19 protein-coding genes are annotated in these 24,715 nt (G+C 44.5%); 15 read left to right on the top strand and 4 right to left on the bottom strand.

Annotated features, from left to right (window positions below; genetic code table 11):
- The first annotated feature begins 59 nt into the window (after positions 1–59).
- The 4 genes from ACDJ59_RS12525 (at position 60) to ACDJ59_RS12510 (ending at position 6,590) form a co-directional block, all read left to right on the top strand.
- Positions 60–1,733, top strand: coding sequence for a ribonuclease J (locus ACDJ59_RS12525; RefSeq protein WP_413409208.1), 1,674 nt, complete (start codon positions 60–62; stop codon positions 1,731–1,733).
- 241 nt (positions 1,734–1,974) lie between these two features.
- Complete coding sequence (locus tag ACDJ59_RS12520; RefSeq protein ID WP_413409206.1) at positions 1,975–2,958, top strand: LacI family DNA-binding transcriptional regulator; 984 nt, start codon at positions 1,975–1,977, stop codon at positions 2,956–2,958.
- A 147-nt stretch (positions 2,959–3,105) separates the two neighbouring features.
- Complete coding sequence (locus ACDJ59_RS12515; protein WP_413409204.1) at positions 3,106–4,581, top strand: glycoside hydrolase family 32 protein; 1,476 nt, start codon at positions 3,106–3,108, stop codon at positions 4,579–4,581.
- A 26-nt stretch (positions 4,582–4,607) separates the two neighbouring features.
- Complete coding sequence (locus tag ACDJ59_RS12510; RefSeq protein ID WP_413409201.1) at positions 4,608–6,590, top strand: sucrose-specific PTS transporter subunit IIBC; 1,983 nt, start codon at positions 4,608–4,610, stop codon at positions 6,588–6,590.
- Positions 6,591–6,776: 186 nt separating this feature from the next.
- On the opposite strand, the gene ACDJ59_RS12505 is transcribed toward ACDJ59_RS12510, so the two are convergent.
- Positions 6,777–7,676, bottom strand: a complete 900-nt coding sequence (locus ACDJ59_RS12505; protein ID WP_101313990.1) for a manganese catalase family protein — start codon at positions 7,674–7,676, stop codon at positions 6,777–6,779.
- Positions 7,677–7,807: 131 nt separating this feature from the next.
- Positions 7,808–9,535, bottom strand: coding sequence for a cellulase family glycosylhydrolase (locus ACDJ59_RS12500; RefSeq protein ID WP_413409199.1), 1,728 nt, complete (start codon positions 9,533–9,535; stop codon positions 7,808–7,810).
- Between the two features lie 260 nt (positions 9,536–9,795).
- Between ACDJ59_RS12500 and ACDJ59_RS12495 the strand changes: the two genes are divergently transcribed.
- The 5 genes from ACDJ59_RS12495 to ACDJ59_RS12475 all read left to right on the top strand — a co-directional run bounded on the left by ACDJ59_RS12495 (position 9,796) and on the right by ACDJ59_RS12475 (position 17,626).
- On the top strand, positions 9,796–10,626 hold the full coding sequence (locus tag ACDJ59_RS12495) for an amidohydrolase family protein (protein WP_413409198.1): 831 nt from the start codon (positions 9,796–9,798) through the stop codon (positions 10,624–10,626).
- Between the two features lie 240 nt (positions 10,627–10,866).
- Positions 10,867–12,309, top strand: a complete 1,443-nt coding sequence (locus ACDJ59_RS12490) for a 6-phospho-beta-glucosidase (RefSeq protein ID WP_413409794.1) — start codon at positions 10,867–10,869, stop codon at positions 12,307–12,309.
- Positions 12,310–12,734: 425 nt separating this feature from the next.
- A complete protein-coding gene (gene licT / locus ACDJ59_RS12485; RefSeq protein ID WP_413409197.1) occupies positions 12,735–13,565 on the top strand; it encodes a BglG family transcription antiterminator LicT in 831 nt (276 codons plus the stop codon).
- Positions 13,566–13,776: 211 nt separating this feature from the next.
- Positions 13,777–15,666: a beta-glucoside-specific PTS transporter subunit IIABC gene (locus ACDJ59_RS12480; protein ID WP_413409196.1), complete on the top strand. Its 1,890-nt coding sequence runs from the start codon at positions 13,777–13,779 to the stop codon at positions 15,664–15,666.
- A 490-nt stretch (positions 15,667–16,156) separates the two neighbouring features.
- A complete protein-coding gene (locus tag ACDJ59_RS12475; RefSeq protein ID WP_413409195.1) occupies positions 16,157–17,626 on the top strand; it encodes an Msr family ABC-F type ribosomal protection protein in 1,470 nt (489 codons plus the stop codon).
- A 145-nt stretch (positions 17,627–17,771) separates the two neighbouring features.
- Here the strand turns inward: ACDJ59_RS12475 and ACDJ59_RS12470 are convergent, their stop codons facing one another.
- Complete coding sequence (locus ACDJ59_RS12470; protein WP_413409194.1) at positions 17,772–18,362, bottom strand: biotin transporter BioY; 591 nt, start codon at positions 18,360–18,362, stop codon at positions 17,772–17,774.
- A gap of 112 nt (positions 18,363–18,474) precedes the next feature.
- Between ACDJ59_RS12470 and ACDJ59_RS12465 the strand changes: the two genes are divergently transcribed.
- From ACDJ59_RS12465 to ACDJ59_RS12445, 5 genes are all read left to right on the top strand, one after another.
- The gene (locus tag ACDJ59_RS12465; protein ID WP_413409193.1) at positions 18,475–19,329 is read left to right on the top strand and encodes an energy-coupling factor ABC transporter ATP-binding protein; all 855 of its coding nucleotides are present in this window, start codon (positions 18,475–18,477) and stop codon (positions 19,327–19,329) included.
- Complete coding sequence (locus ACDJ59_RS12460) at positions 19,314–21,077, top strand: ATP-binding cassette domain-containing protein (protein WP_413409190.1); 1,764 nt, start codon at positions 19,314–19,316, stop codon at positions 21,075–21,077. Before ACDJ59_RS12465 ends, ACDJ59_RS12460 begins: the two co-directional genes overlap by 16 nt.
- A gap of 159 nt (positions 21,078–21,236) precedes the next feature.
- Positions 21,237–21,536 (top strand): hypothetical protein, encoded by a 300-nt coding sequence (locus ACDJ59_RS12455; protein ID WP_036608432.1) that lies wholly within the window; start codon positions 21,237–21,239, stop codon positions 21,534–21,536.
- A gap of 167 nt (positions 21,537–21,703) precedes the next feature.
- Entirely contained in the window at positions 21,704–22,279 is a 576-nt protein-coding gene (locus tag ACDJ59_RS12450) for a GNAT family N-acetyltransferase (protein WP_413409187.1), read from the top strand.
- Positions 22,280–22,324: 45 nt separating this feature from the next.
- The gene (locus ACDJ59_RS12445; RefSeq protein ID WP_413409186.1) at positions 22,325–22,906 is read left to right on the top strand and encodes a GNAT family N-acetyltransferase; all 582 of its coding nucleotides are present in this window, start codon (positions 22,325–22,327) and stop codon (positions 22,904–22,906) included.
- Positions 22,907–23,088: 182 nt separating this feature from the next.
- Here ACDJ59_RS12445 and ACDJ59_RS12440 read toward each other — a convergent pair whose 3' ends face one another.
- A complete protein-coding gene (locus tag ACDJ59_RS12440) occupies positions 23,089–23,448 on the bottom strand; it encodes a MerR family transcriptional regulator (RefSeq protein ID WP_413409185.1) in 360 nt (119 codons plus the stop codon).
- Between the two features lie 102 nt (positions 23,449–23,550).
- On the opposite strand from ACDJ59_RS12440, the gene ACDJ59_RS12435 reads away from it, so the two are divergent.
- Positions 23,551–24,261: an SDR family NAD(P)-dependent oxidoreductase gene (locus tag ACDJ59_RS12435; protein WP_413409184.1), complete on the top strand. Its 711-nt coding sequence runs from the start codon at positions 23,551–23,553 to the stop codon at positions 24,259–24,261.
- Positions 24,262–24,715 lie beyond the last annotated feature (454 nt).

The raw sequence follows: 24,715 nt of genomic DNA, 5'->3' as shown, positions 1-24,715 counted from the left end.
ATACTAGGAATATAGATCCGTATCGTATACGATTGCCACGCAGAGGAGGAATAATAGAGTTGAATCTAGCCCACAACAAACTGTATATCGCTGCACTTGGCGGCGTGAATGAAATAGGGAAGAATATGTATTTCATCCAGTACCATCAGGACATCATCGTGATTGACTGTGGTTCGAAGTTTCCTGATGAGACATTGCCTGGTATTGATCTGATCATTCCGGATGTAACGTATTTGCTGGAGAATCTGGATAAAGTAAGGGGTCTTGTGGTTACCCATGGACATGAAGATCACATTGGTGGCATTCCCTATTTGTTAAAACAAATGAACATCCCGGTGTATGCATCCAGGCTCACTCGTGGGCTGATCGAACTTAAACTGAAAGAACATGGGTTGCTGCGCAAAGCCGACTTGCATACGATCGATGCGCATTCCAGCATTACGCTGGGAGGGATCGAGGTTTCCTTTTTTGCAACCAGTCATAGTATACCGGATTGTCTTGGTATCTTTTTTCAGACCCCAGCAGGCAATGTTGTGCATACCGGAGATTTCAAATTTGATATGTCGCCTGTACATGGACCTTTCCCAGATCTGCACCGTATGGCCGAGATTGGCAAACAGGGTGTCCATATTTTGCTCTCCGAGAGTACCAATGCAGAAAGACCCGGATTTACACCTTCTGAGCGTGTTGTGGGGGATCACATTCTGGATGCCTTTATCCGTGCAAAACAAAAAGTATTCATCTCCACCTTTGCGTCGAATGTCAGCAGGGTACAACAAATTGTGAATGCAGCATTCGAGACGGGCCGCAAACTGACACTGTTGGGCAGAAGTATGGTGAATGTGGTATCGGTGGCCAGTGAATTGGGTTATTTGCAAGTTCCTGACGGATTGTTGATTGAAGCTATCGATTCGGATCAGTTTCCACCAGAACAAGTCGTTGTGTTATGTACCGGTAGCCAGGGAGAAGCGATGGCAGCATTGTCACGTTTGGCATCCGGTAAACATCCTCACGTAAGAATTAACGCCGGGGACACGGTCATTATTGCTGCCGGAGCCATTCCGGGCAATGAACGAAATCTTGCACATGTAATTGATAACCTGTATGTTCTCGGAGCACGTGTGATATATGGTTCAAGTGGTGCTGCTGGGATGCATGTATCCGGACACGGCAGTCAGGAAGAACTCAAATTGATGCTTACTCTGATGAAACCGGATTATCTGATTCCGATCCACGGTGAGTTTCGCATGTTGTATCAACACAGACTGCTTGCTGAATCCGTAGGTATAGAGCGTGATCATGTGTTTATCGTGAATAATGGGGATATGGTCCAGTACAAAGACGGCATTGCTTCGCTGGGTCCCAAAATTGCATCAGGAAATAGTCTCGTAGACGGTCTGATCATGGGTGATATCGGCAATATTGTACTGCGTGACCGCAGGCAACTGTCATCCGATGGCATGCTGGTGATTGTGACTACACTGAGCAAAACGGAAAAACAGATGGTCACGTCACCCGAAATTATCTCCAGAGGGTTTGTATTTGTTAAGGATTCGGAAGAATTCATGCATGAGATCCATGAGCTTGTTCTAAACCGGATGGATGAGTTGACCGGCGCTGGTGTGAATCAGTGGAATGTGATCAAAAGAAAGCTGAAAGATGAGATTGGTCACTATATTTACGCTCAAACAAAGAGAAGACCAATGATCTTGCCTATTATTATTGAGGTCTGAGACTGTAGGGCGAGCGTTCTTATGTTAGTGATCTGTGCAAACATGTATATGGAAGCTTAACAGCCTGATGAATGTCGGATCATACTTCTGTATGTACGTCACATTGCCATCGGGCTTTTGCTATTACATCGGGAATGTACCATAGACGTGCAATAAATGGAGTTGAATCAAATTCGCCATGGGTTTGCGATTCGAAGTATAATAAAAGGTAAACCAGCTAATAGAAATAAGAGGAGTCTTTATGAATAAAACGATTTCTGATATCGCTCAGATGGCAGGTGTGGCAAAAAGCACGGTCTCTCGCTTCCTGAATGGCGGATCGGTTAGTGAGGATACACGCCAGAAGATTGAGCGCATTATCAAAGAATACAATTATGTTCCCAATACATTTGCACAGAGTCTGAAGGCTAAGAAGACCAGTATTATAGGTACGGTTGTGCCACGTCTTGATTCTTTTGCAACATCCCAGACATTGATCGGAATTGATGAAGAACTGCGGAGTAATCAGTACCAGATGCTGATCGCAAATACGAGTCAGGACATGCAACGGGAGATTGATGCCATCTATGATTTTGCACGACAGAAGGTATCGGGTATTATTCTGCTGGCTGCTGAAGTGACTGAAGCACATCTGAAGGCCGTTGAGGATATACGGATTCCGGTGTTATTGGTGGGGCAGCAGCATGAGCAACTGCACAGTCTGGTTCACAATGATGATCAGGCAGGTTATGAGATGGGCAGATATGTCGTCGAACAGGGTCACCGCAAGATCGTGTATATGGGAGTTAGCGAGAAGGATCGGGCGGTAGGGATCTATCGTAAACAAGGGTTCCAGCGAGCAATCGCCGAGTGTGGTGGATGTGAAGTGAAGTATTATGAAACAAGCTTTAAGATGTCGGAAGCCATCGTTACCGCTGAAGCCATTCTGAAAGAAATCACACCAACGATCATTGTAGGGGCCACGGATAACATTGCACTGGGCGTGATGAAGATTGCGTTCTCCAATAAAATCCGCATACCGCAAGATTTGTCCGTTACGGGATTTGGCGGATATGATATTACGGAGATGATTCATCCCACGCTGACGACTGTGAAATATCATTATTTGCAGGCGGGCAAAGTAGCGGCTAATCACATTATTCGTCTGGTCAAAGGGGAGTCGGTGGAGGAACGAACAACACTGGACGTAGAACTAATTCCTCGAGAAAGCGTTGACAAATTATAAAAACATCCTTTATGATAATTCCATCGAACCGGTTCCACTGTGAATATCCAATACGGATATGCGAACACGGGCAGGCATTAATGCCATATGGAATTATTTTTTTGCGTTGAATGGAACCGGTTCCTATATTTTGAATGGAGAACAGCTATGAAAATGACTAGAGAGCAACGCTACAGACGAATTGAGCAAGCGGAGCCTGGAGAGATTGCGAAGCTTGAAGCACAGATATCCGTATGTCCTTGGCGACAAAGTTATCACATTCAGCCAATAACAGGTCTGCTTAATGATCCTAACGGCTTTGCATATTATCAAGGCTATTATCATCTGTTCTATCAGTGGTTTCCACTGGGGACAGAGCATGGCATGAAATACTGGTATCATACCCGCTCGAAGAATCTGGTGAACTGGGAAAATGTCGGGATTGGAATCGAGCCGGGTGGCAGGTATGACTCGCACGGAGCTTATTCCGGTAGCGCGATTGAAAAAGACGGCAAGCTGCACTTGCTGTACACGGGCAATACCAGAGATGAGGATTGGGTCAGACATCCGTATCAATGCCTGGCAGTTATGGATGAAAGCGGTTCAGTAACCAAACTGAATGATCCCGTGATCTCGTCTGTGCCAGCCGGATACACGGAACACTTCAGAGATCCAAAGGTGTGGCAACAAGGAGACACGTATTATTGTGTCATTGGTGCGCAGAGAACAGACGAGACGGGATGTACGGTGCTGTATCGCTCCATTGATCTGAACAACTGGGAGTTTCTTGGTGAAATTCGTACGCAATTAACTTCCTTTGGTTACATGTGGGAGTGCCCGGATTATATGGAGATAGACGGGAAAGGTGTACTTGTCTTTTCCCCACAAGGCTTAGATGCTGCGGGAGATCATTATCAGAATATTTTTCAATCCGGTTATCTGATCGGTGAGCCGCTCAATCTCAAGACAAGAGAGTTCAATCATGGTGAATTTCAGGAACTGGATCGTGGATTCGACTTCTATGCTCCGCAGACCATGCAGGGCCCGGACGGAAGACGTATCCTGGTTGGTTGGATGGGACTTCCCGATCTGGCGTATCCGACCGATGACGGCGGTTGGGCTCATTGCCTGACCATTCCTCGGCAATTGTCATTCCGTGACGGCAAGTTAATTCAACAACCGGTTGCAGAGATGGTCCAATTACGTCAGCAGGATAAAGGTACACATATTCGCGCAACAATTGACAATGAGAGTCGATCTTTCACTGGTTTTAATGGGATTGCCTATGAGCTGATATGTGAGATAAGCCATCTAGAAGCAGAGGTTGTAGGCATCGAATTCCGGGCAAATGGAACTGAAAAGACGGTTCTTCTGTATGATCGGATTCAGCAGAAAGTTGTCTTGGATCGGACGATGTCTGGTGCCGAGCTGGCAGAGCAGAATGGCGTTGTACGACGGTGTACACTTACTGCGGACGTGATTAAGTTCCATCTGTTCGTAGATTCGTCCTCGGTCGAGATCTTTGTGAACGATGGGGAAGAGGTCTTTACCAGCCGGATTTTCCCCAGCCGGGACAGCGTGGACATTCGTTTCTTTACACGCGGAGGCAAAGCTGATTTTGAAGCAACTCAATGGCATTATTAAGTATTACGTGAGAGGAATGAGATAACATGTCGGAGAATCAACGCATTGCCCAGGAAGTCATTCATGCTATCGGGGGCAAAGAGAATATCGCATCTTTTGCACATTGTGCAACACGTCTTCGCATCATGGTGAAAGATAAAGAAAAGATTGATCAGAAAACGGTCGAGAACATCGAGAAGGTGAAAGGCGCTTTTTTCAACTCAGGTCAATATCAGATTATCTTTGGTACGGGAACGGTGAATCGAATCTTTGAAGAGGTCGAGAAGCTGGGAATCGAAGGATCGTCCAAGGATGATGTGAAGAGTCAGGGGAAAAAGGAAGGAAACGCTTTTCAGCGGGCTATTCGCACATTTGGTGACGTATTCGTACCCATCATTCCCGTTCTGGTAGCTACAGGACTGTTCATGGGATTGCGCGGATTACTTACCCAGAATGAAATTCTGGCGTTATTCGGTGCAACACCGGATGATATCTCGGCCAATTTCCTGTTGTTCACTCAAATCCTGACGGATACGGCTTTTGCATTTCTACCTGCACTTGTAGCGTGGTCCGCATTCCGCGTATTTGGCGGAAGTCCGGTACTTGGTATCGTACTGGGGCTAATGCTGGTTAATCCCGCATTACCCAATGCTTACGCGGTGGCAGATGGATCAGCACAGCCGCTGCATATGTTCGGTTTTATACCTGTCGTGGGTTATCAAGGATCGGTTCTGCCCGCGTTCTTTGTAGGTTTGATTGGAGCCAAGTTTGAGAAGGTACTAAGAAGACGGGTGCCTGAGGCACTGGACTTAATTCTGACTCCTTTTATTACGTTGACAGTCATGATTACGCTTGGACTATTCGCGATTGGTCCCGTATTCCATTCCCTAGAAGAGTGGGTGCTGCATGGAACAACTGCCGTATTGGATCTTCCGTTTGGCATCGCAGGTATTATCATTGGATTCTTCCATCAGATTATTGTCGTTACCGGTGTACATCACATCTTTAATTTCCTGGAGATTCAGCTACTGGAGAAAACGGGATTTAATCCGTTCAACGCCATCATTACCTGTGCCATGGCAGCACAAGGAGCGGCTTGTCTCGCAGTCGGTCTGAAGACCAAAAATATGAAACTCAAAGCACTCGCATTACCTTCTTCCTTGTCCGCATTTCTGGGAATTACGGAGCCAGCGATCTTCGGAGTTAACTTGCGTTATATGAAACCATTTATTATGGGACTTGTCGGTGGTGGTGTAGGTGGTTTCATCGCTTCCTTGTTCCATCTGCAGGGTACAGGCATGGCTGTAACGGTTATTCCTGGTACACTGCTCTATCTGAACAGCCAACTGCCGTTGTATATCTTGTCCAACGTAGTTGCCATGGCGATTGCATTTGCACTTACCTGGTTCTTCGGATATAAGGACCAACCGGTTGCAGAGGAATCGGTGAGCCATGAAAACAGTGGAGTAACATTAACTGAAGTTAAAGCAGAGGACTCTAATCTGCATATTAATTCAGTTACCGATGCCGTTACAAGCAATCGTCCTAAGGTAGATTTTCTCGAAATAGCTTCGCCAATGAACGGTACCGTCGTTGCTCTGGAGCAGGTTCCTGACCCGGCGTTCTCGGAAAAACACATGGGTGAGGGCATTGCCATTGAGCCATCAGAAGGAAAAGTGTACGCACCGTTTGATGGTGTCATTGCACATGTCATGAACAAGAGTAAACATGCGGTGATTCTGGAGCATGAAACAGGTGTACAAATGCTGGTTCATATCGGAATTAATACGGTTGGACTAAAGGGAAACGGTTTTACCGCGCATGTGAATAGCGGAGATCGTGTAACTGCAGGTCAATTGTTGATTGAATTTGACATGGATGTCATTCATGCTGCGGGTCTGCCGGTGATTACACCTGTGTTGATCCCAAGTGGAAACGAAACGATAGCAACTGTTACAGCAACCTCAACAGGTCATGTTCAAGCCAATGGGGAAGCGGTGCTGGTAGTGAAATTTACTGAGCCACAATAGTGGCATGTAAAGTGGGAAGCGGGGAGAGATGTATCTCTCCCGTTTCCCTTTTTTGTGTGCGCCATAAGAAATCAAAGAAACAGATCATCAATAATCTAATTAAACAAAGAGTTCTAGCACACAAGGTAGCACCAGTTTACGGTTATCCAATCGACGCCCTATGAAAAACAAACGTTAATCGTGATCCTACAGACCAGCGTGACGTTTCAGTCGCTCTGCAATCTGCATCAGATCTTCCGCGGATATCCCTGGCGCAAATTCTTCAGGCAGATCAGGTAGCTCAGGTACTGGCCCTCCATAACCCGGCAAGCCGGCAAAAGCCTCCAGTTTACCACCATCGGTTGGGTGTGTCCCTTTCCAGATCTGGGCAATGCCCTGATAATCCTTGTCACTAAACGTGTACAGCCTGCGATGTTCTCCCTTCGCTTCCCACTTACGTGTCGTTTCAAAAGCTTTGTTATCCAGTCGTGGAATAGGAAACATCTTTGTTACATCCACACCCGTTGCAATTTCCAGTGCCTTGGCATACGCAAGAACATGCACACCGCCGCGTACAAGCAGATAACCTGTCATTTCTCGGGCTGTTTTGTTGTCGGTCATTTCGTAGACTCTCATTTTGTGAGTTCTTGCTCCGCATTCAAGAAAGAAATTATGCAACAGATCAAAGATCAGATTGCCACTGCTCACGACATATGAACCATTCCAGGGTCTTCCCATGGAGTCATAAGGGAGTGCTGTCTGAGCCGATTCGATAAAATGCGAAGTCATCCGTGCGTCTTTGCCTACACGTAGCGGGGTAGAGTCCGGGGCGCCTGGTGAAGTTGAACCTTCAAGCATGAGGTTAATCGTATTGGCGACAAGTTCGACATGGCCGAATTCTTCCGCGGTAATACTTGCAACAATGTCATAAAATGGACGCAGCTTGGATCTGCCTCTGAAATTAAATGACTGAAACATATAGTTATTTAATGTTGACATTTCCCCGAACTTTCCACCAAGCAACTCCTGAACTGCACTAGCTCCATTAGGGTCCGGATTATTGGATATGGGTAGTTCGATGGCAAGACGGTCTACACGTTTAAACATGACATTTCCCCCTCAATTCTAGTTAGTGTAAAGGTATGAAGGGGCACTTGTACGTTATTCGATCAATTGTGAAACAAAAACAAAACGTTCTGCCAGAGCTTAAAGCTCTGAACAGAACGTTAGATGAGTTCTTATTTGGAAGTTACGCCAACAACGCTGGTTCCATTTTTCGTGATTTTGTACGTCAACACATCTCCGTTCCAGAAATGGAACTTAAGTGTGACTTCGCCATCATTGGTTTCATTGAAGAAGTTAGGTTTCAGTTCAATCACATTACGTTCGTAATCTGGGCTAAATGTGTAGGAGAATTCTTTGAACGAAGTCCAGTTCTGTGGACCGGCGTTCTCTCCATTTGCATATGTTGCTTCCATCGTTGCCAGTTGGTTCCCATTAAACGTAGTCGGAATGGCAAATGCACTGGTTGTACCTGTTGCATCGTTCAACTTAGGTGTGTCATATTTAATGATATTAAAGTTCCAGTCAGCACCTTCATTGAATCCAGCCGTGAGTGTGGCATTTACGCCCAAATCACCAGAGGCTGTCAATTTGGTTAACAGATTGGATTTTAACGTAAGTACATCTTTTTTGATCGTATAGTCTTTACCTCTTACAAGAGGGGTGGTGCCATTTTTCAACGAATTGAATTTGTTCCCATTCAGATTGAGTTTTACCTTCTTATCTTGAATAGCTTCATTTTGTTTAAGATATACGAGGTCCGTTTCGGCTGTGGATGAGCGACCTGTCCAACTGGCTTTCATGGTATCAAATAATTCCTGATCAGACCAAGTAAAGCTTGTGCGTCCGAAGTGTTGACCGTTATCCCACAACATCGTTGTCATCTGTTTTTGACGCAGATATTGTCCAACAAATTCGAAGAATTTCAGTTTTTCGCCTTGCTCAATGACACCTGTGTGTTGGTCAAACCCAAGTAAGCCATACTCACCGACGATAACCGGAATGCCTTTCGCTGTGAAAGCATTGTATACTCGATCAAACGTGTCGGTAACGTCCTTCTGTACTTCCTCGTTATACTTGGTGTAACCTGCGATGTTCACACTGAATGGCCAGAACCCGTAGTAGTGGACAGTTGCAATAATATTGGTGTCATTCAATTTTTGAATGGTCTTATTCAGTTCATCCAGATCAGGCTGAGCGGAAGAGGTATGCATCGTTGGAAGCACAAGTGGACGTGTCTCGTTGTTTCCACCCGAAGTTCTTACGATCTTGTGAAAAGAAGTATTCAATTCGTCCAGCATGCGATATCCAATCGCTGCATCTGTTGTGCCGCCTTCAGAGAAACGTGGTTCGTTAACACTTTCGAACATGAGTTTATCGGATGCATCTTTGAATTTGTCCGCAATCTGAGTCCAAGCAGAGTTATAACGTGCAAGCACGTTGTCATGGCCTTTCTCCATGTAACTGATCCAGCGCCAGGAATCATGGTGAAGATTGATCATGACGTAGAGATCCGCATCGAGGGCCCAGTTTACCACTTCTTGAACCCGGTTCATGTAAGCGGAATCAATTGTGTAGTCGGGTGCGTCACCGATGTGGGCTTCCCAGGTCACAGGAATACGGATACTGTTGTAGCCCTCAGCTGCGATCGACTGAATTAGTTCCTTTGTAATGCGTGGGTTGCCCCAGGCTGTTTCATCTTCACCAACGGCGTCCAGAGAGTTACCCAGATTCCAGCCAGGCTCCATGGCGTTTACGTAGGTCTGCATTTTGCTTGGAGCGGCTGAGGTATTGGCCTGTTCGCTGTTGTCAGTCGCAGCTGAAGCCATAGCGGAGGAGAATAGAGATAGAATCATGGCAGTCACAAGCGTAAGAGAAAGGACTGATTTGCGGTTTTTTTTCATTAATATAGTCTCCTTCGAATAGAGAATGGTTGAACGTGAATAGCAGTTAAGCAGGGTGAAAATAGAGCTCAACGCAAACAAAAATCCACTTGTTTAATACTGGAATCACCACCGATTTATGTACTGAAAGCGTTTTCGTAATTTACTATATCATGATTTAATATTGGACAATACCTGCACAATTGGAATAAAAATCATGTGAAAATCAGTGATTGCTTTTTAATGATAATTAGATTTAAATACCCTGGGAGGGATCTAATATGAAGTTGGATGCACATCAACATTTCTGGGAATACAATGTCGCCGAGTACGGATGGATCGGCGAAGAGATGAAAACCATTCGTCAATCTTTTCTTCCGGAAGATCTTGAACCTTTATTGGTCCAATCAGGACTGGATGGATGTATTGCGGTACAAGCCAGACAATCACTGACAGAAACCGAGTGGCTTCTGCAGTTGGCAGATCGGCATGAATGTATCAAAGGTGTTGTCGGATGGGTGGACCTTTGTTCGGATGAAGTTCGGAATCAGCTTGAATTGTTCGCGTCCAATCCGTATCTGAAGGGCGTACGACATGTCATACAGGATGAACCTGATCTGAAGTATGTATTGAGAGAAGACTTTCAGCGCGGAATTTCATTGCTTAAGGAGTATGGTTTGGCCTATGATCTGTTGGTATCCAAGGAGCAACTGCCTTATGCCGTTGAACTGGTTAAGACGTTTCCTGAACAGCGATTTGTACTTGATCATCTAGCCAAACCCGACATAAAATCAGGTATACTCTCACCCTGGAAAGAAGCGCTTGAGTCATTGGCCGCACAACCAAATGCGTACTGTAAACTTTCAGGGATGGTGACGGAAGCAGACTGGGCAAATTGGACTCCGAGCGACTTTACAGCCTATCTGAATATCGCCATAGAAGCCTTTGGTGCGCAAAGGTTAATGTTCGGGTCCGACTGGCCCGTGAGCAACGTTTCAGCTACGTATTCTGAAGTATACGGTCTTATTAATTCTCACATTAATGCCCTACCTATACCAGAACAACAGATGATTTTTGGCGGCACATGTGCTTCGTTCTATCAAATATCGTAGTGGGCACGCCATAGCTAAACCGGTTTCAAGAAGTTGACAACTGTTCTGATTCTTGCTAAAGTTTTATCCAATCCGCATAATCATGATCTGGGAATGTTACCGATATGGGCATAACCTGAGCTGGCTTGTTTACACGTAATCGTGTACCCAGGCTGGTTCGGGTTTTTTCTATTTTGTCTTTTTAATGTTTCTTACGATTGGAGCGGGTAGCTGAATTACATATTTGGAAGGAGAATGATGATGACGAATTTTAAATTTCCTAAAGACTTTCTGTGGGGTGGAGCCATTGCTGCCAATCAGGCGGAGGGGGCGTATCTGGAAGATGGCAAAGGGCTGAGTATTGTTGACTTGCTTCCGACAGGAGAGAACCGCAGAAGTATTATGAAAGGCAATGTTCCGGCTTTTACACCGCTGGCTACCGAGTTCTATCCTTCACATGAAGCGATCGATTTTTATCACCGTTACCCCGAAGACATTGCTCTATTTGCAGAAATGGGGTTCAAAGCACTGCGCGTCTCGATTGCTTGGGCACGGATTTTCCCGACAGGAGAAGATGCACAGCCAAATGAAGCCGGATTACAATTTTACGATAACCTGTTTGATGAATTGTTGAAAAACGGCATTGAACCTGTAGTTACATTAGCTCACTTCGATGTGCCTGTGCATCTGATCGAGAAGTATGGCAGCTGGAGAAGTCGTGAACTGGTAACGCTATTCGAAACGTACGCTACAACGGTATTCACTCGCTACAAAGACAAGGTGAAATACTGGATGACATTTAATGAGATCAACATGCTGTTACATCTTCCGTTCCTTGGAGCGGGGCTGGCGTTTAATGAAGGGGATAACATCAAGGAAATTCAATATCAGGCTGCTCACCACCAACTGGTTGCAAGTGCACTGGCAGTCAAGGCATGTCATGAGATTATTCCGGGTGCCATGATTGGGTGTATGCTCGCCGCAGGAAGCTTCTATCCGTATACCTGTAATCCGGAAGATGTGTTCCAGGGCATGGAAAAAGATAGAGAGTCCTATTTCTTCATCGATGTGCAGTCACGTGGGGAATATCCGGGTTATGCCAAACGTTTCTTCAAAGATCACGAGTTGAACATTGTTATGCAGCCGGGTGATGCGGAAATCTTGAAGAATCATACCGTAGATTATATCGGGTTCAGCTATTATTCAAGTCGTACAACCAGTACCGATCCGGAAGTTATCAAAAATATGACCAGTGGTAATGTATTTGGCTCGGTAGCCAATCCATATCTGGCGAAGTCCGAGTGGGGCTGGACGATTGATCCCAAAGGATTCCGTATTACCGCCAATCAACTACATGATCGTTATCAGAAGCCGCTGTTTGTTGTTGAGAATGGATTTGGTGCCAATGACGTGGTTACACCGGAAGGTGAAGTGGATGATGCGTACCGGATTGACTACTTGAAACGACATGTAGCTGAAATGGGTGAGGCTATTCAAGATGGGGTGAACATCATCGGTTACACCAGCTGGGGACCTATTGATATTGTAAGTGCATCCTCAGGTGAGATGAGAAAACGTTATGGCTACATTTACGTGGACCGTAATAATGAAGGTCAAGGTGAACTGACACGACTGAAGAAGAAGAGTTTTGAGTGGTACAAAAATGTGATCGAATCCAACGGAACAAACCTGGGTGAGGAGTAGTTTATATTTTTCTGAATTAAAATGGTCTTGTACGGCAATAAAACATCGGAAGTTTCATCTATATTAATTGAACTAAACATTTACACAAAACGGAGAGGACAGAAAAAAGCTGGAGATAACAGCGATCGGAAGGTTGTTCTGTCACTCGGAGTAGCTAGTGTAAATATTATCTAGTTCAATTTATATAACCATGGGACTTCCGAATGTCCTCACATTGAAAGCGTTGACATATAGTCGGGTTCGCGCTATACTTGACGCAAATATATCGTTTCTGGGATTGTTACTACACGAAGTAGGCAAAACCTAAGCACCAAAAAAAGCAGACCGCCATGTCTTGTTTATTTTTTGATGCTTCAGGTTTTTTTTGTATGCCCAAAAGACGATGTATAACTGCCAAGAGAGTGGAACGTGACGGGGGGATTGAAGTGAAAATAGCAAAGGTTATCAACAATAACGTCATTAGCATCTATCAGGCGGATGGAGCAGAGCTTGTGGTGATGGGACGTGGGATTGCCTTTAAGAAAAAACCGGGGGATAAAGTAGACGAGACCCGCATCCAGAAAGTATTTGCATTGAAAAACAAACAAACATCCGATAATTTCAAAATGCTGCTGCGCGAAGTTCCGATGGAACTGATTGAAATTGTGGAAGAGATCATCACGTATGCGCGTGACCATCTGGGCCGAAAGCTGAATGAGAACATCTATGTATCCCTTACGGATCATATAAACTTCGCGATCGAACGTTATCGGGAAGGGGTGGAGATCAAGAACGCATTAATTTGGGAGATCAAACAGTTGTACAAGCCCGAATTCGGACTGGGCCTGAGGACGCTGGAACAGATCAACACTCGAATGAATATTGAGCTTCCACCCGATGAAGCCGCTTATATTGCTCTTCACATTGTCAACGCAGAGATGAATGAAGAAGTCATAACGACGATGAATATTACGAAGTTTATCCAGCAAATTATTAATATAGCGAAATATCATTTCAAAATGGAATTTGATGAGGATTCCCTCAGTTATTTTCGCTTCATCACACATCTGAAGTTTTTCTCTCAGCGTGTGCTCAGTGGAACGCATTACGACAACAACTATGATCATTTCTATGACATGATTAAAGAGAAGCATCCGGATGCCGCAGCATGTGCGGAGAAAATTGAGTTGTTTGTCAAAAAGGAATACAACCACGAGCTGACGAATGAAGAAAAATTGTATCTGACGGTTCATATCGAACGAGTGGTTAATCGATAATATTTAAATGTTGACAAAAATGGTTTAATTATAATAATATGTGATTAACAGGAATTGAATACGATTTAACTGGGATTGTTACTGGTTATGCAGGCAAAACCTAAGTCATGAGAAGGTCAGGACCTATGTGTCCCCTCACTCAAGGCTTAGGTTTTTTGCGTGCAAAAAAATCGGTAAAGAGCCTGTTTGAGAAAAAGTGGGGGTGCAGATCATGAGTCAAGAGAAACTGGCCAAAGAGATTGTAGAACTGGTTGGCGGTGAGAAAAATGTGGAATCGCTGGTTCATTGTGCAACACGGTTACGGTTTGTATTGAAGGACGATGCCAAGGCAGACAAAGCCAAACTGGAGAAAACAGAAGGCATTATCGCAGTCAAAGAAAACGGAGGACAGTTCCAGGTGGTTGTTGGTAACAAGGTGCCTGAAGTCTATAGTGCCATTGGACAGATCAGTAACATTCTGGACGATTCGTCCGATAAAGAAAAACCTCGCAAAGCAGCCAAAGGGCTCGGGGGTATTATCGATATCATATCCAGCATCTTTGCACCACTTCTGGGTGTTATGGCGGGAGCGGGTATTCTAAAAGGGTTATTGTTGATTGCAAGTAATATCGGATGGCTGGAAACGACAGAAACAACATATACAATCCTGTATGCAGCAGCAGATAGTCTCTTCTACTTCCTGCCTCTGTTGTTAGCGGTTACAACAGCACGTAAATTCCAGGGAAATATGTTTGTCGCGATGACGATTGCAGGAGCACTCATCTATCCGTCCATCGTCACGTTGAAATCAGAGGGAACACCAACGGATTTCTTCGGTATCCCTGTCATCTTGATGAACTATTCATCTACAGTTATTCCTATCATTTTAGCTGTCATTGTCATGAGCAAGTTGGAAAAGTTCTTTAATAAAACACTTCACGATAGTGTGAAAAACTTTGTTACGCCATTGTTTTTGCTAGTGATTATGGTACCTCTGACATTGCTTGTATTTGGACCATTTGGCGTATACGTTGGTAATGGAATTGCAGCTGGACTGGTTGCCGCATTTGGATTCAGTCCATTGCTCGCAGGAGCCGTTATGGGTGCAAGCTGGCAGCTGCTCGTTATCTTCGGAATACACTGGGGTCTGATTCCGGTATTTATCAACAACGTTGCAGTGTATGGACAGGATGGTGTTAAACCCGCTGCGACAGCTTCGATCTTTGCTCAAACGGGTGCTGCTTTTGGGGTTATGCTGAAAACAAAGAACAAAAAACTGAAAACGCTGGCTGGATCATCCACGTTGACCGCTCTGTTCGGTATTACGGAACCGGCCATCTATGGGGTAACATTACCACTGAAACGTCCATTCATTGCAGGAGTAATCGGTGGTGCAGTTGGTGGAGCTATCATTGGTCAAGCAGGTACATTGGCATTTGCATCTGGCGCACCGGGACTACTGACCTTGCCAATCTTCTACGGACCAGGTGGACAAGGTTTCCCAGGATTGATTCTGGGTATCGTAGTATCCTTTGTTGTTTCGGCTGTACTAACGTACATCATGGGCTTCAAAGATCCGGTTGAAGAAGAAATAAAAACCGAATCTACGACATCCGATCAGCAATCTGTTCGTGCAACGAATGCTTCGGACGAAATTGTATTTAGCCCAATGGAAGGAACGATTGTTGAATTGTCGGAAGTTCCGGATCCGGCCTTTGCATCGGGAGCAATGGGTAAAGGGATTGCGATTGAGCCAACTGTGGGCAGAGTTGTAGCGCCTTTTGACGGCACAGTTACCGTTGCATTCAAGAAAAAACATGCCTTGGCTGTAGTATCAGACACCGGTGCTGAGATATTGGTTCACGTGGGAGTTGATACCGTTAAATTGGACGGACAGCATTTTGTGTCCCATATCAAGGAAGGGGACAGGGTCCAAGCGGGAGATCTGTTGCTTGAGTTCGATATTGCACAGATTAAGGCTGCTGGTTATCACACGGTAACGCCGATTATCGTAACGAATTCCGCCAACTACGAGGAAGTAATTCCACAGGCTACAGGTCAGGTTCATAGCCAGGAACTTCTATTGAAATTAAGTAGCGGTAATGACCAGGAACAAAAGTAGTTTGATGTACTAATCTGATGGTGTAGAGTTTTCATCGTTCCGTTGACATGGTGGAATTGGAAAATTATAATTAGAATTGTACATCTATACATGATAATGAAAGGTGGATTATTGAATATGACACATGCGATGAGACTGCGTTTCCTTCCTTTGAATCGGTAATTGAATACGTTCAAAGGCTCTGACTATTGGTTCAGAGTAAACGGGATCAGTCTGTCATTTTCAATCATCCTAACCTTAAAATAAGTGTTATACTCGCTTTCCCGTTTACGTTGAATCACAGGCCGTGGCCTGTGATTCTTTGTTTTTTTTCTTCTGATTATCTTAATCAGGTAAATAATTAGGTAAAGGCGCTCAATACAGACTACTGGAGGTAACCGCTATGATGACGTTACTGTTCTATTGATACGAGCTGGCACGATCAGCTCGTATCGATAGAAGCGTGCTTCGCTATCGATACGAAATAAATCTTATTTCGGAGGTAGCGAATATGGAAAAGATATGTTTTGAATTAGAACAGGTTGAGATGACCTATATGGATAAAGTAATACTGAACATTGAGCGACTGGCTGTGCATCAACTGGATCGCATTGGTGTAGTGGGTGGTAATGGTCAGGGTAAAAGTACACTGTTGAAACTCATTGCGGGACAGATCCAGCCAATAGCCGGAAAGGTAAAACGTTTTGCAGAGTTTGGTTATTTGGAACAAGTGGAACCTCCCCTGCCTAACGAAAATCTCGAAGTTGACGGGGCTTTACTCAGTAAATTAGCCATACCTCAACACGACCAAGCATGGAGTGGCGGAGAACAAACCCGTTTGAAACTGGCTCAAATGTTCACTCATTATCATGAAGTACTGTTACTTGATGAACCAACAACACACCTGGATCAAGAGGGCATTACATTTTTGCTGGATGAATTGCGTTATTACTATGGGGCGCTTGTGCTGATCAGTCATGATCGTTCGGTTCTGGATGAACTGGTGACCACGATCTGGGAAATCCATCAAGGTGAGGTTCGCGTATATTCCGGTAACTATAGTGATTATCAGGCACAGAAGAGGCTGGAGCGTGAACAACAAAACCAGGCGCATGAGCAGTTTTCCAAAGAGAAAAGACGATTGGAGCTGGCCGCTCGGGAAAAGATGAAGAAAGCCGAGAAAATAACGCAGGCCGGAAGCATGTCCAAAAAAGAATCCAAGGCAAAAACTAACCGTATGGTTGAAACCAAATCCAAAGGCACCAGTCAAAAAGCGGTCCACCGCGCAGCCAAAGCGATTGAACAGCGGATGCAACAACTTCATGAGGTAAAAGCAGTGCAAGAGGATCGGCCTATGATCTTCCGTCAGCCAAAGACACTGGAGCTGCACAATCGATTTCCGATTATGGCGGATCGCCTTACACTTGAAGTGGAAGGTAACGTATTGCTGGAGGATGTAAGTTTTCAGGTTCCATTAAAACAAAAAATAGCGATAACCGGAGCCAATGGCAGCGGGAAAAGCACATTGCTTAACCATGTTTTCCGGGCTGGAGATCACATCACGATGTCTCCAAAAGCAAAGCTCGGTTATTTTCAACAAATGAGCTATCGTTTCACGACAAAAGAGACCGTATTACAATTCCTGAAAAATCGTTCGCAACATGAGGAATCTGAGCTGAGAAGTGCGTTGCATGCGATGCAGTTTTCAGGTAATGACTTGCTGAAGAATGTTGGGACATTAAGTGGAGGGGAAGCGATTCGTCTTCAATTATGTCACTTGTTTCTTGGACAATATAACATTCTATTGTTGGATGAGCCGACGAATTTTCTTGATATGCATGCATTGGAAGCGTTGGAGCGTTTTATCAAGGCCTATGAGGGGACGATTCTGTATGTATCTCATGATCAGAGGTTTATTGAAAATACAGCAGATCAAAAATTCCAGATTACAGAGCGTCAATTAATTCAGGTGAATATATAAGTTGAACTAAAGAAGATTTACACGGATCACTCCGATGACAGAACAATCTTAGAGGAAAAGAAGTAACAAAAACAGCCAAAGTGATTTTGGCTGTTTTTGTTTTAGAATATGGAGGCTCGTGATCTAATAAGATATGTAGCTTCTATTAAGAATCCGCTTTTATAACCGTTGAATGTATGTTACCTGTGAGGCGTTGAGGTGGGAAAACCATGCGCACTGGCGCAATGATGATGGCAGCAAATACAGCTTTGATCAGATCACCAATAATGTACGGATAAAACCCTTGAATCATGGCCTCAGGTAGGTCCATTTTGTATGCATAAGCAAGCCAAGGGACACCCGAGACATACACGAGCAGTGAGCCAAATAGTTCAAATACAACAAAAGCGAGAATGAATCCTGTTACACCTTTGATGTTGATTCGTGCAAGCAACAATCCAATCAATAATGCGGAGAACGGCCACATCATCACATATCCTCCGGTAGGTCCAAGAAGTACTGCAAGTCCTCCGGTCCCGTGTAGCAAGGGGAATCCAAGAGCGGTGAGCAGAACAACCATCGTGACACTTAGAAAACCATAGAGTGGACCAAGTAATCCTCCGGCCAGCATGACAGCCAAAGTTTGTAATGTTATCGGTACTGGGGAGAAGCCAATGGGAATACTTATGTAACCAAAAAGTACTAAAATTGCGGCCATAAGTGCGCTGAATACAATGCCTCGCAAAGATAATTTCATGTTTGAACAATCCTCTCCATTTTGGTAATATGATTGTTAACCAATTATATAAATGTGGTTAACGATTAGGATCGTACCACATAACAATAGAAAGGGAAAGGACTAATTTACGATGCAAGGCAACCTGCCTATAATTACATTAGAAGATGTTCGAGTGCATTATGCTTCCGAAGGTAGTCAGGTGAGAAAAGCACTGGATGGGGTCTCACTTACGCTGCACCAAGGAGAATGGATTAGTATTGTAGGGGCGAATGGTAGTGGAAAAAGCACACTCGCTGGAGTACTGATTGGATTCATTCCACTATCTGGAGGGGTACGGGATATCTCGGATGAACTTACCGTTCGGGGTGTATTGCAACAACCGGATGCACAGGTACTTGGTGATACGATTGAAGAGGAGTTTCATTTTGCGCTGTCACCATTGATGGATTCTGTAGAAGAGCAATTGGAGCACAGGCAGGATGCATTACATACCGTAGGACTTCAATATCCCCCGGAGAAGGCGGTCTCACAATTATCCGGTGGACAGAAACAACTGCTTAATATTGCTGTAGCGCTTGCAGCCAAACCGGATATATTGATTCTGGATGAGCCAACAGCCATGCTTGATCCGGGAGCAAGAGACCGTATCGAGGCCATCGTTCAGAAGATTACCCAGCGGGGGACAACGGTGATCTGGATTACGCACCATCTGGAGGAAGCAACCCTGTGTGATCGAATCATTGCTATGGAGAGGGGACGTTGTGTGTACAACGGGATGCCTGAGTCCTTTTTCTATGAAACAGATTTGAATGAGAAGGCTACTTGGGAAAATGTACAGCTATCTCCCTGTGAACGGTTAGGATTGGACCCTCCTTTTACTGTAAAAACTGCGTTATTGCTCAAGCAAAAAGGTATGATGCCAGAAGCCATGCCACTGCGACCTGAGCAACTGGCCAAGGAGGTCGCACGTTGGAGATCGAATTAACGAATATACGTATAGAAGCATCGGATTTGAGCAAACGTGCACTGCTTGAAGATGTGAGTGTACAGTTGAACAGTGAGGAAATCACCTTGCTGCTGGGCTGCACGGGTTCAGGAAAAACGACTTTACTACAGACGTTGGCTGGTCTGAGACCGCCCGATGCAGGAAGTATCACATTGGATGGCACAGCTTTCTGGAAAGAAGGAAAAGTGCCGCAGTCGATTTTATTGCAAATGGGACTGTTGTTTCAATTTCCGGAACAACAACTGTTTGCCCGAAGTATTCAGCGTGAATTCACATATTCTCTGCGTCCCTATCGACTTTTAGAGAAACAGCAACAAGAACAGATCACAAAAGCACTGAACCAATGGGACCCGCCAGTATCCTCGGAGTTGGACCGACGTTTTCATCTGGACAGGTCGCCATTTGCTCTAAGTGGGGGAGAGAAGCGAAGGCTAGGTCTTGCTCTCGGAAGTGTGACCAATCCACACTGGCTTCTGCTGGATGAGCCGAGCGCCGGGTTGGAAGCGCAAAGTGTCGGGCTTTTGCTGGATGTATTGGAGCAACATCGTCTGGCAGGTGGTGGGGGCGTGGTAGCAACCCATGATCTGGATACATTTTTGCCTTGTGCGGATCGAGTATTGTTGTTGCAGGAAGGCCGTCTAATCGCCGATCTTACGCCGAGAGAACTTCACAAAAGACCTGAACTGCTGGAGCAGACAGGGATTGGACTGCCACCATCGATGAGACTGGCACAGCAGCTAAGAGCAGCGGGTCTAGAGCTGCCATTGACCGCAATGACGCCAGAGGAGATGGCTGAAAGTATTGTTCAGTCCACGTCATTTGAGGTGGGGATTCAGAACGGATCGAAAGAAGCATCAGGGACGATAACGATGGAAGTCAAGAGCGATGTAATGAAGTATGAAAAAGAAGCACTGATGCGGTCGTCCTTTGAAGCGGAAGATGATCCAAAGCTTCTTCCGAACACATTGACTCATTCAGGCGGATTATATGGCGTCATGGACCCACGTCTGAAATGGATTTTGTATATTTTGTTGGTCACCGCAGCTATGCTTCAACAGCGATGGCTGGGATTGACGTTAACACTGGTACCGGTATTAGCAGCACTTGCCGTGCTCCCGCGTCAGACTTTGGCTGGATGTATGAAGTTAATGAAGCCATTATTATTCTTTTTCATCATCTCAACGGCGTTATCTGGGACAACCCTTTCAACTGAGGGAGGCGGTCTGCACTTTGGTTTTTCCCTGGGTCAGGCGGAGGGCACTTTGTTGAATGTGTATCGTTTGTTTATCGTCACATTGGCAAGCCTTTGGTTTTCGTTGACGACACCTTATGGGCGAATGGTAGAAGGGCTTAACTGGGTACTTGGTATCGGTAAAAAGATCAGGTTGCCCGTAGCTTCGTTTGCTCTTGCTGTATCATTAATCTTTCGGTTTATCCCGATGATCTGGAGTGAGTGGCAGCGATTCTCACTGATTGTACGGGCACGCGGAAAGGCAGCATTAAGACCAAATACCGTGCGAATTCGTGACCTTGGTCCGATGGTGATTCCCTTGTTGATGGCACTGTTCCAACGTGCAGAGGATATGACCATTGCGATGGAAATGCGTAAAGTTAGAGAGCACTCTATGCTCGGAGGACGTTCATCGTTATTGGTATGGTCCAAACGTGATACCTGGATTAGCATGGCTGGCCTCATTGTTTTTGTACTTTTAATATGGATTCGCTAATTGTGATGGTGATAATGATCGTGATGGATCCGGTAATGAATAAGACGATGGATTAGAACAATAAACGCAGTGTTTTCCAAAGATCATGCATAAATGCGTTTGTCCTCGCTCACAATAAGTGGACGTTGGTCATCTGAAGTGGATCAGGAGGGATAAACGATGAAAGATAAATTTTTGCGTGAAGAACGGCAAGAATATACTGATGTGTCTACGGTGGAGTCGCAGCGAAACGATATCACACTCGAAGAATTCCCGGAGGGCCCATACGGTTCATCTTTACTATCCGAGTCTCTTGGGAAAAGTTCTCCGTGGCGGGTGGACCAGCGGTCTGCACATCGTTTTGATTATGAAAATCATGAACTTCACGAGGGAGACGTACGGGATTATCCAGGTCAGGATGTTTTTGACGAAACGGTTCCGGATAACGTATCCAAGCCTCAATATACGGAAGAATCGTAAAGAGATTTTGATATAAAATAGAGCGTAGCCTCCAACAGGTTTTGTCCTGTTCGGGGGTTATTTTCGTTGTGTTTAATGAAAACAAAATCTCCTCCAATTCCACATTATGGGTTATTATATGTGTAGCTCGAAGTAAAAATTTGGTTGAATATGCGGGGGGACTTGAAATGAGAGAGATCGATTATAGTCAATATTTCTGGCAGGATGATAAGATCAGATTACGTGCTTTGCGTGAAGAAGATTGGAAGGATCATTATTATAACCGCTTTGATACACCCGCCCGTCGGTTATTGGAGTGTGCAGTAGAGTTGCCGCCAACCCATGTTGAAGCGAAGAGTTTCACGGAAAACTTCTCTGATTTTTCTTTAGCCAAAGGACGGATCATGTTTACAATTGTAAATATGGATGGTGAAAATGTCGGAGGTGTAAATCTGAACAGCATTGATGAAAGGAACGGTACCTTTAGCATTGGCATTCAAATTGACAGGGATCATCGAGGAAAAGGATACGGGACCAGAGCCGTTCGAATCTTGTTGAAGTATGCCTTCTTTGAGCGCAGGCTCAACAAATTTAATGATTCTGTACTCGAAGGAAATGAACCTTCCGCAGCGATGATGAGAAAACTTGGATGTATTCAGGAAGGTGTGCGTCGCCAGGTGATCTACACCGATGGAAAATACCAGGATATGATCCTCTTTGGATTAACCAAAGATGAGTTTATAGAAAAAGAGGGCCTTGTATGAAGTAAAGGCTAATAAGCTGAAATTAAGTGTGTAGTAGGAGGAATTATGTACCAACCCAAACAAGCTGATGAATTAATCATCGATTGCAAGGATATTTATTTGCGCGAGTATCGAATTGAAGATTTGGAGAAACTGCAAGAAATTACGTGGCAACCTGAGGTGTATGAATTCCTACCGGGATGGAACGCTACGATTGAAGAGAGGGCCCTGTGGCTCACCGAATATGAAATCCCTGAGAATCAACGGTTTAAACAAGCTGTGATGGCCGGAGGGGATATCGGAGAGTTATGTTTACGTATGGCTATCGTACTCAAAGAAAATGATGAGTTCATAGGATGGTGTTGCTCAGGGATCAAGGACGAACTTCCAGCACCCAATCGGGAGATTATGTACGGTATTTCGAAACACTTCAGGAACCGCGGCTATACAACGCAGGCAGTAAACGGAATGACGGAGTATTTGTTTGAACATACAAACGTGGAAGTGTTAAATGCCATCGCATTGACTACCAATCAAGCATCCAATAAAGTGATACAGAAATGTAATTTTGAACGTTTAAATTTAATCGAGATCGAGGATGAACCCTATAACCATTATCAACTGTGTAAGGGAGAAGATCATTTTTGATTGAACTTTTAACCTCATTGAAAATCGCTATAAGTTTCAACATTTCGGATCAGGTTGGACAGTTAGTGCTCTGGCTGCCTGATCTTTTTTGTATTTATTTTATGTAAATACTAAGGAAACATTGTTAGGAGACGTACTATAACATAAAATGCAAAAGTTTAATCTATAGCATAAGGCTTATATTAATAATTTTCTCCGCGATAATAGCGCTCCAGTTTGTTATCCAAATGAACAAGCTGCGCTTTTTTCTCCTCAATATCATTCAGCAACTTTTGCTTTTGATCCTCAATCAGCTTGCTTCTTTCCTTCAGCGTGGAGGTTCCTTCGTTGACCTGATCATAATACTTTTTGATGTCTTCCACACTCATTCCGGTTTCGCGAAGGCATTTGATAAAAACCAGCCAGTTCAGATCATCCTCCAAATAAAGACGGTTATTCTGCTCATTTCGTGCAGCAGGTTTCAGCAATCCCTTTCTTTCATAAAAGCGGATCGCTCCTATCGAGATCTCAACTTTTTTCGCTACTTCTCCAATCGTTAACATGTTAATCCCCCTTTTTATAAAAATAATTTGACCTACACTAAGTGTAGCATAGTAACTTATACATTGTTAAATATAAATCAAATTATGGAAAGAAGGATTCGCATGAAAAAGACTGTTTTTGTAACCGGAGCAAATAAAGGAATTGGATATGAAATCGTAAAGCAGTTGGGTGAAGCAGGTTGGAAAGTTATCCTTGGCGCACGTAGTGTCGAACGGGGGGAAAGAGCTGTTTCCGAGTTAACTTCCAGGGGGTTAGATGTAGAATTTGTACAAATCGACATGTGCGACTCGAAGAGCATTGAGCAGGCAGCCGATACAATTCACAAGAGTTATGCTGCAATAAACCTTCTGATCAATAACGCGGGTATGCCGGGTGCTTTCTCTCATTCCTTCACGGATACAAAAGAGGAAGATCTGCGGAACGCCTTCGAAGTGAACTTTTTCGGCACCTTCCGTTTGAATCAGCGATTGTTCCCGTTAATCAAAGATAATGAAGGCACAATCATTAATGTATCAACCGACATGGCTTCTCTGGACCATATGCAAAATGCGGAATTTACTTTAAACGCCTTCGACTATAACTCATCCAAAACGGCCAACAGTGCCATGACACTTTCGATGGCTTATGAAGTCAAAAACAGCAGGGCGCAAGTCTTTGCAGTAACGCCCGGATTTACATCAACAGATCTTAATGGCAATGCCGAAGGCGGTAAATCAAAAGAAGCCGGCGCTGCGATTATTGTGCGCTATGCGACGGATGGCAAACCCCATAATGGGGAGTTCCTTGATGAAAATGGCGTGTACCCTTGGTAATCCACTGTTGCCAAAAGCAACGATAGAACGGGATGAATTTTAGAGAATGCCTTCAAGCTCAAACTCAAATTCAAACTTAGGCAAGCTATTCGATGATTGATACCATTGTCTCAAAAGTCTTGAGGTCCAAGATAGCTGATCCTGGCTAATTTTAGTGAATGCCTAGACGATTTTCTAACGAACTCAGAACGTCTTATTCGTCCTTTAGGTACGCTTTTTAAATTGTAAGGAACATCAGACAAGCTATTTCCCGAAATCCCCTTAGAAAAACGCAGTAAACGGCTGTTTATTCTAATATAACGTGGCTCAGGTTCATTAGATCTCTGCGGACGCTCCAAATGCTTGAATAAGACGCCTCAGATTCGTTAGCCTGAAAGCCCGAAAGCCTGAACCAATTGAGCTACTACTCTACACTCTATCAATCGGATACAAAAAGAATCCCCCATTCATTCCT

Origin of the sequence: Paenibacillus amylolyticus (assembly GCF_047302515.1) — a bacterium.
In the GTDB taxonomy this organism is placed as follows: domain Bacteria; phylum Bacillota; class Bacilli; order Paenibacillales; family Paenibacillaceae; genus Paenibacillus; species Paenibacillus amylolyticus_G.
Note: the sequence above shows the minus strand (reverse complement) of the source record. Positions and strands in the feature narration are given on the sequence as shown.

What these genes read in the sequence shown, in the direction of transcription:
- ACDJ59_RS12520 (WP_413409206.1), top strand. Translation starts at nt 1,975, where the DNA reads ATGAATAAAACGATTTCTGATATCGCTCAGATGGCAGGTGTGGCAAAA.
- ACDJ59_RS12515 (WP_413409204.1), top strand. Translation starts at nt 3,106, where the DNA reads ATGAAAATGACTAGAGAGCAACGCTACAGACGAATTGAGCAAGCGGAG.
- ACDJ59_RS12510 (WP_413409201.1), top strand. Translation starts at nt 4,608, where the DNA reads ATGTCGGAGAATCAACGCATTGCCCAGGAAGTCATTCATGCTATCGGG.
- ACDJ59_RS12505 (WP_101313990.1), bottom strand. Translation starts at nt 7,676, where the DNA reads ATGTTTAAACGTGTAGACCGTCTTGCCATCGAACTACCCATATCCAAT.
- ACDJ59_RS12500 (WP_413409199.1), bottom strand. Translation starts at nt 9,535, where the DNA reads ATGAAAAAAAACCGCAAATCAGTCCTTTCTCTTACGCTTGTGACTGCC.
- ACDJ59_RS12495 (WP_413409198.1), top strand. Translation starts at nt 9,796, where the DNA reads ATGAAGTTGGATGCACATCAACATTTCTGGGAATACAATGTCGCCGAG.
- ACDJ59_RS12490 (WP_413409794.1), top strand. Translation starts at nt 10,867, where the DNA reads ATGACGAATTTTAAATTTCCTAAAGACTTTCTGTGGGGTGGAGCCATT.
- ACDJ59_RS12480 (WP_413409196.1), top strand. Translation starts at nt 13,777, where the DNA reads ATGAGTCAAGAGAAACTGGCCAAAGAGATTGTAGAACTGGTTGGCGGT.
- ACDJ59_RS12475 (WP_413409195.1), top strand. Translation starts at nt 16,157, where the DNA reads ATGGAAAAGATATGTTTTGAATTAGAACAGGTTGAGATGACCTATATG.
- ACDJ59_RS12470 (WP_413409194.1), bottom strand. Translation starts at nt 18,362, where the DNA reads ATGAAATTATCTTTGCGAGGCATTGTATTCAGCGCACTTATGGCCGCA.
- ACDJ59_RS12465 (WP_413409193.1), top strand. Translation starts at nt 18,475, where the DNA reads ATGCAAGGCAACCTGCCTATAATTACATTAGAAGATGTTCGAGTGCAT.
- ACDJ59_RS12455 (WP_036608432.1), top strand. Translation starts at nt 21,237, where the DNA reads ATGAAAGATAAATTTTTGCGTGAAGAACGGCAAGAATATACTGATGTG.
- ACDJ59_RS12450 (WP_413409187.1), top strand. Translation starts at nt 21,704, where the DNA reads ATGAGAGAGATCGATTATAGTCAATATTTCTGGCAGGATGATAAGATC.
- ACDJ59_RS12445 (WP_413409186.1), top strand. Translation starts at nt 22,325, where the DNA reads ATGTACCAACCCAAACAAGCTGATGAATTAATCATCGATTGCAAGGAT.
- ACDJ59_RS12440 (WP_413409185.1), bottom strand. Translation starts at nt 23,448, where the DNA reads ATGTTAACGATTGGAGAAGTAGCGAAAAAAGTTGAGATCTCGATAGGA.
- ACDJ59_RS12435 (WP_413409184.1), top strand. Translation starts at nt 23,551, where the DNA reads ATGAAAAAGACTGTTTTTGTAACCGGAGCAAATAAAGGAATTGGATAT.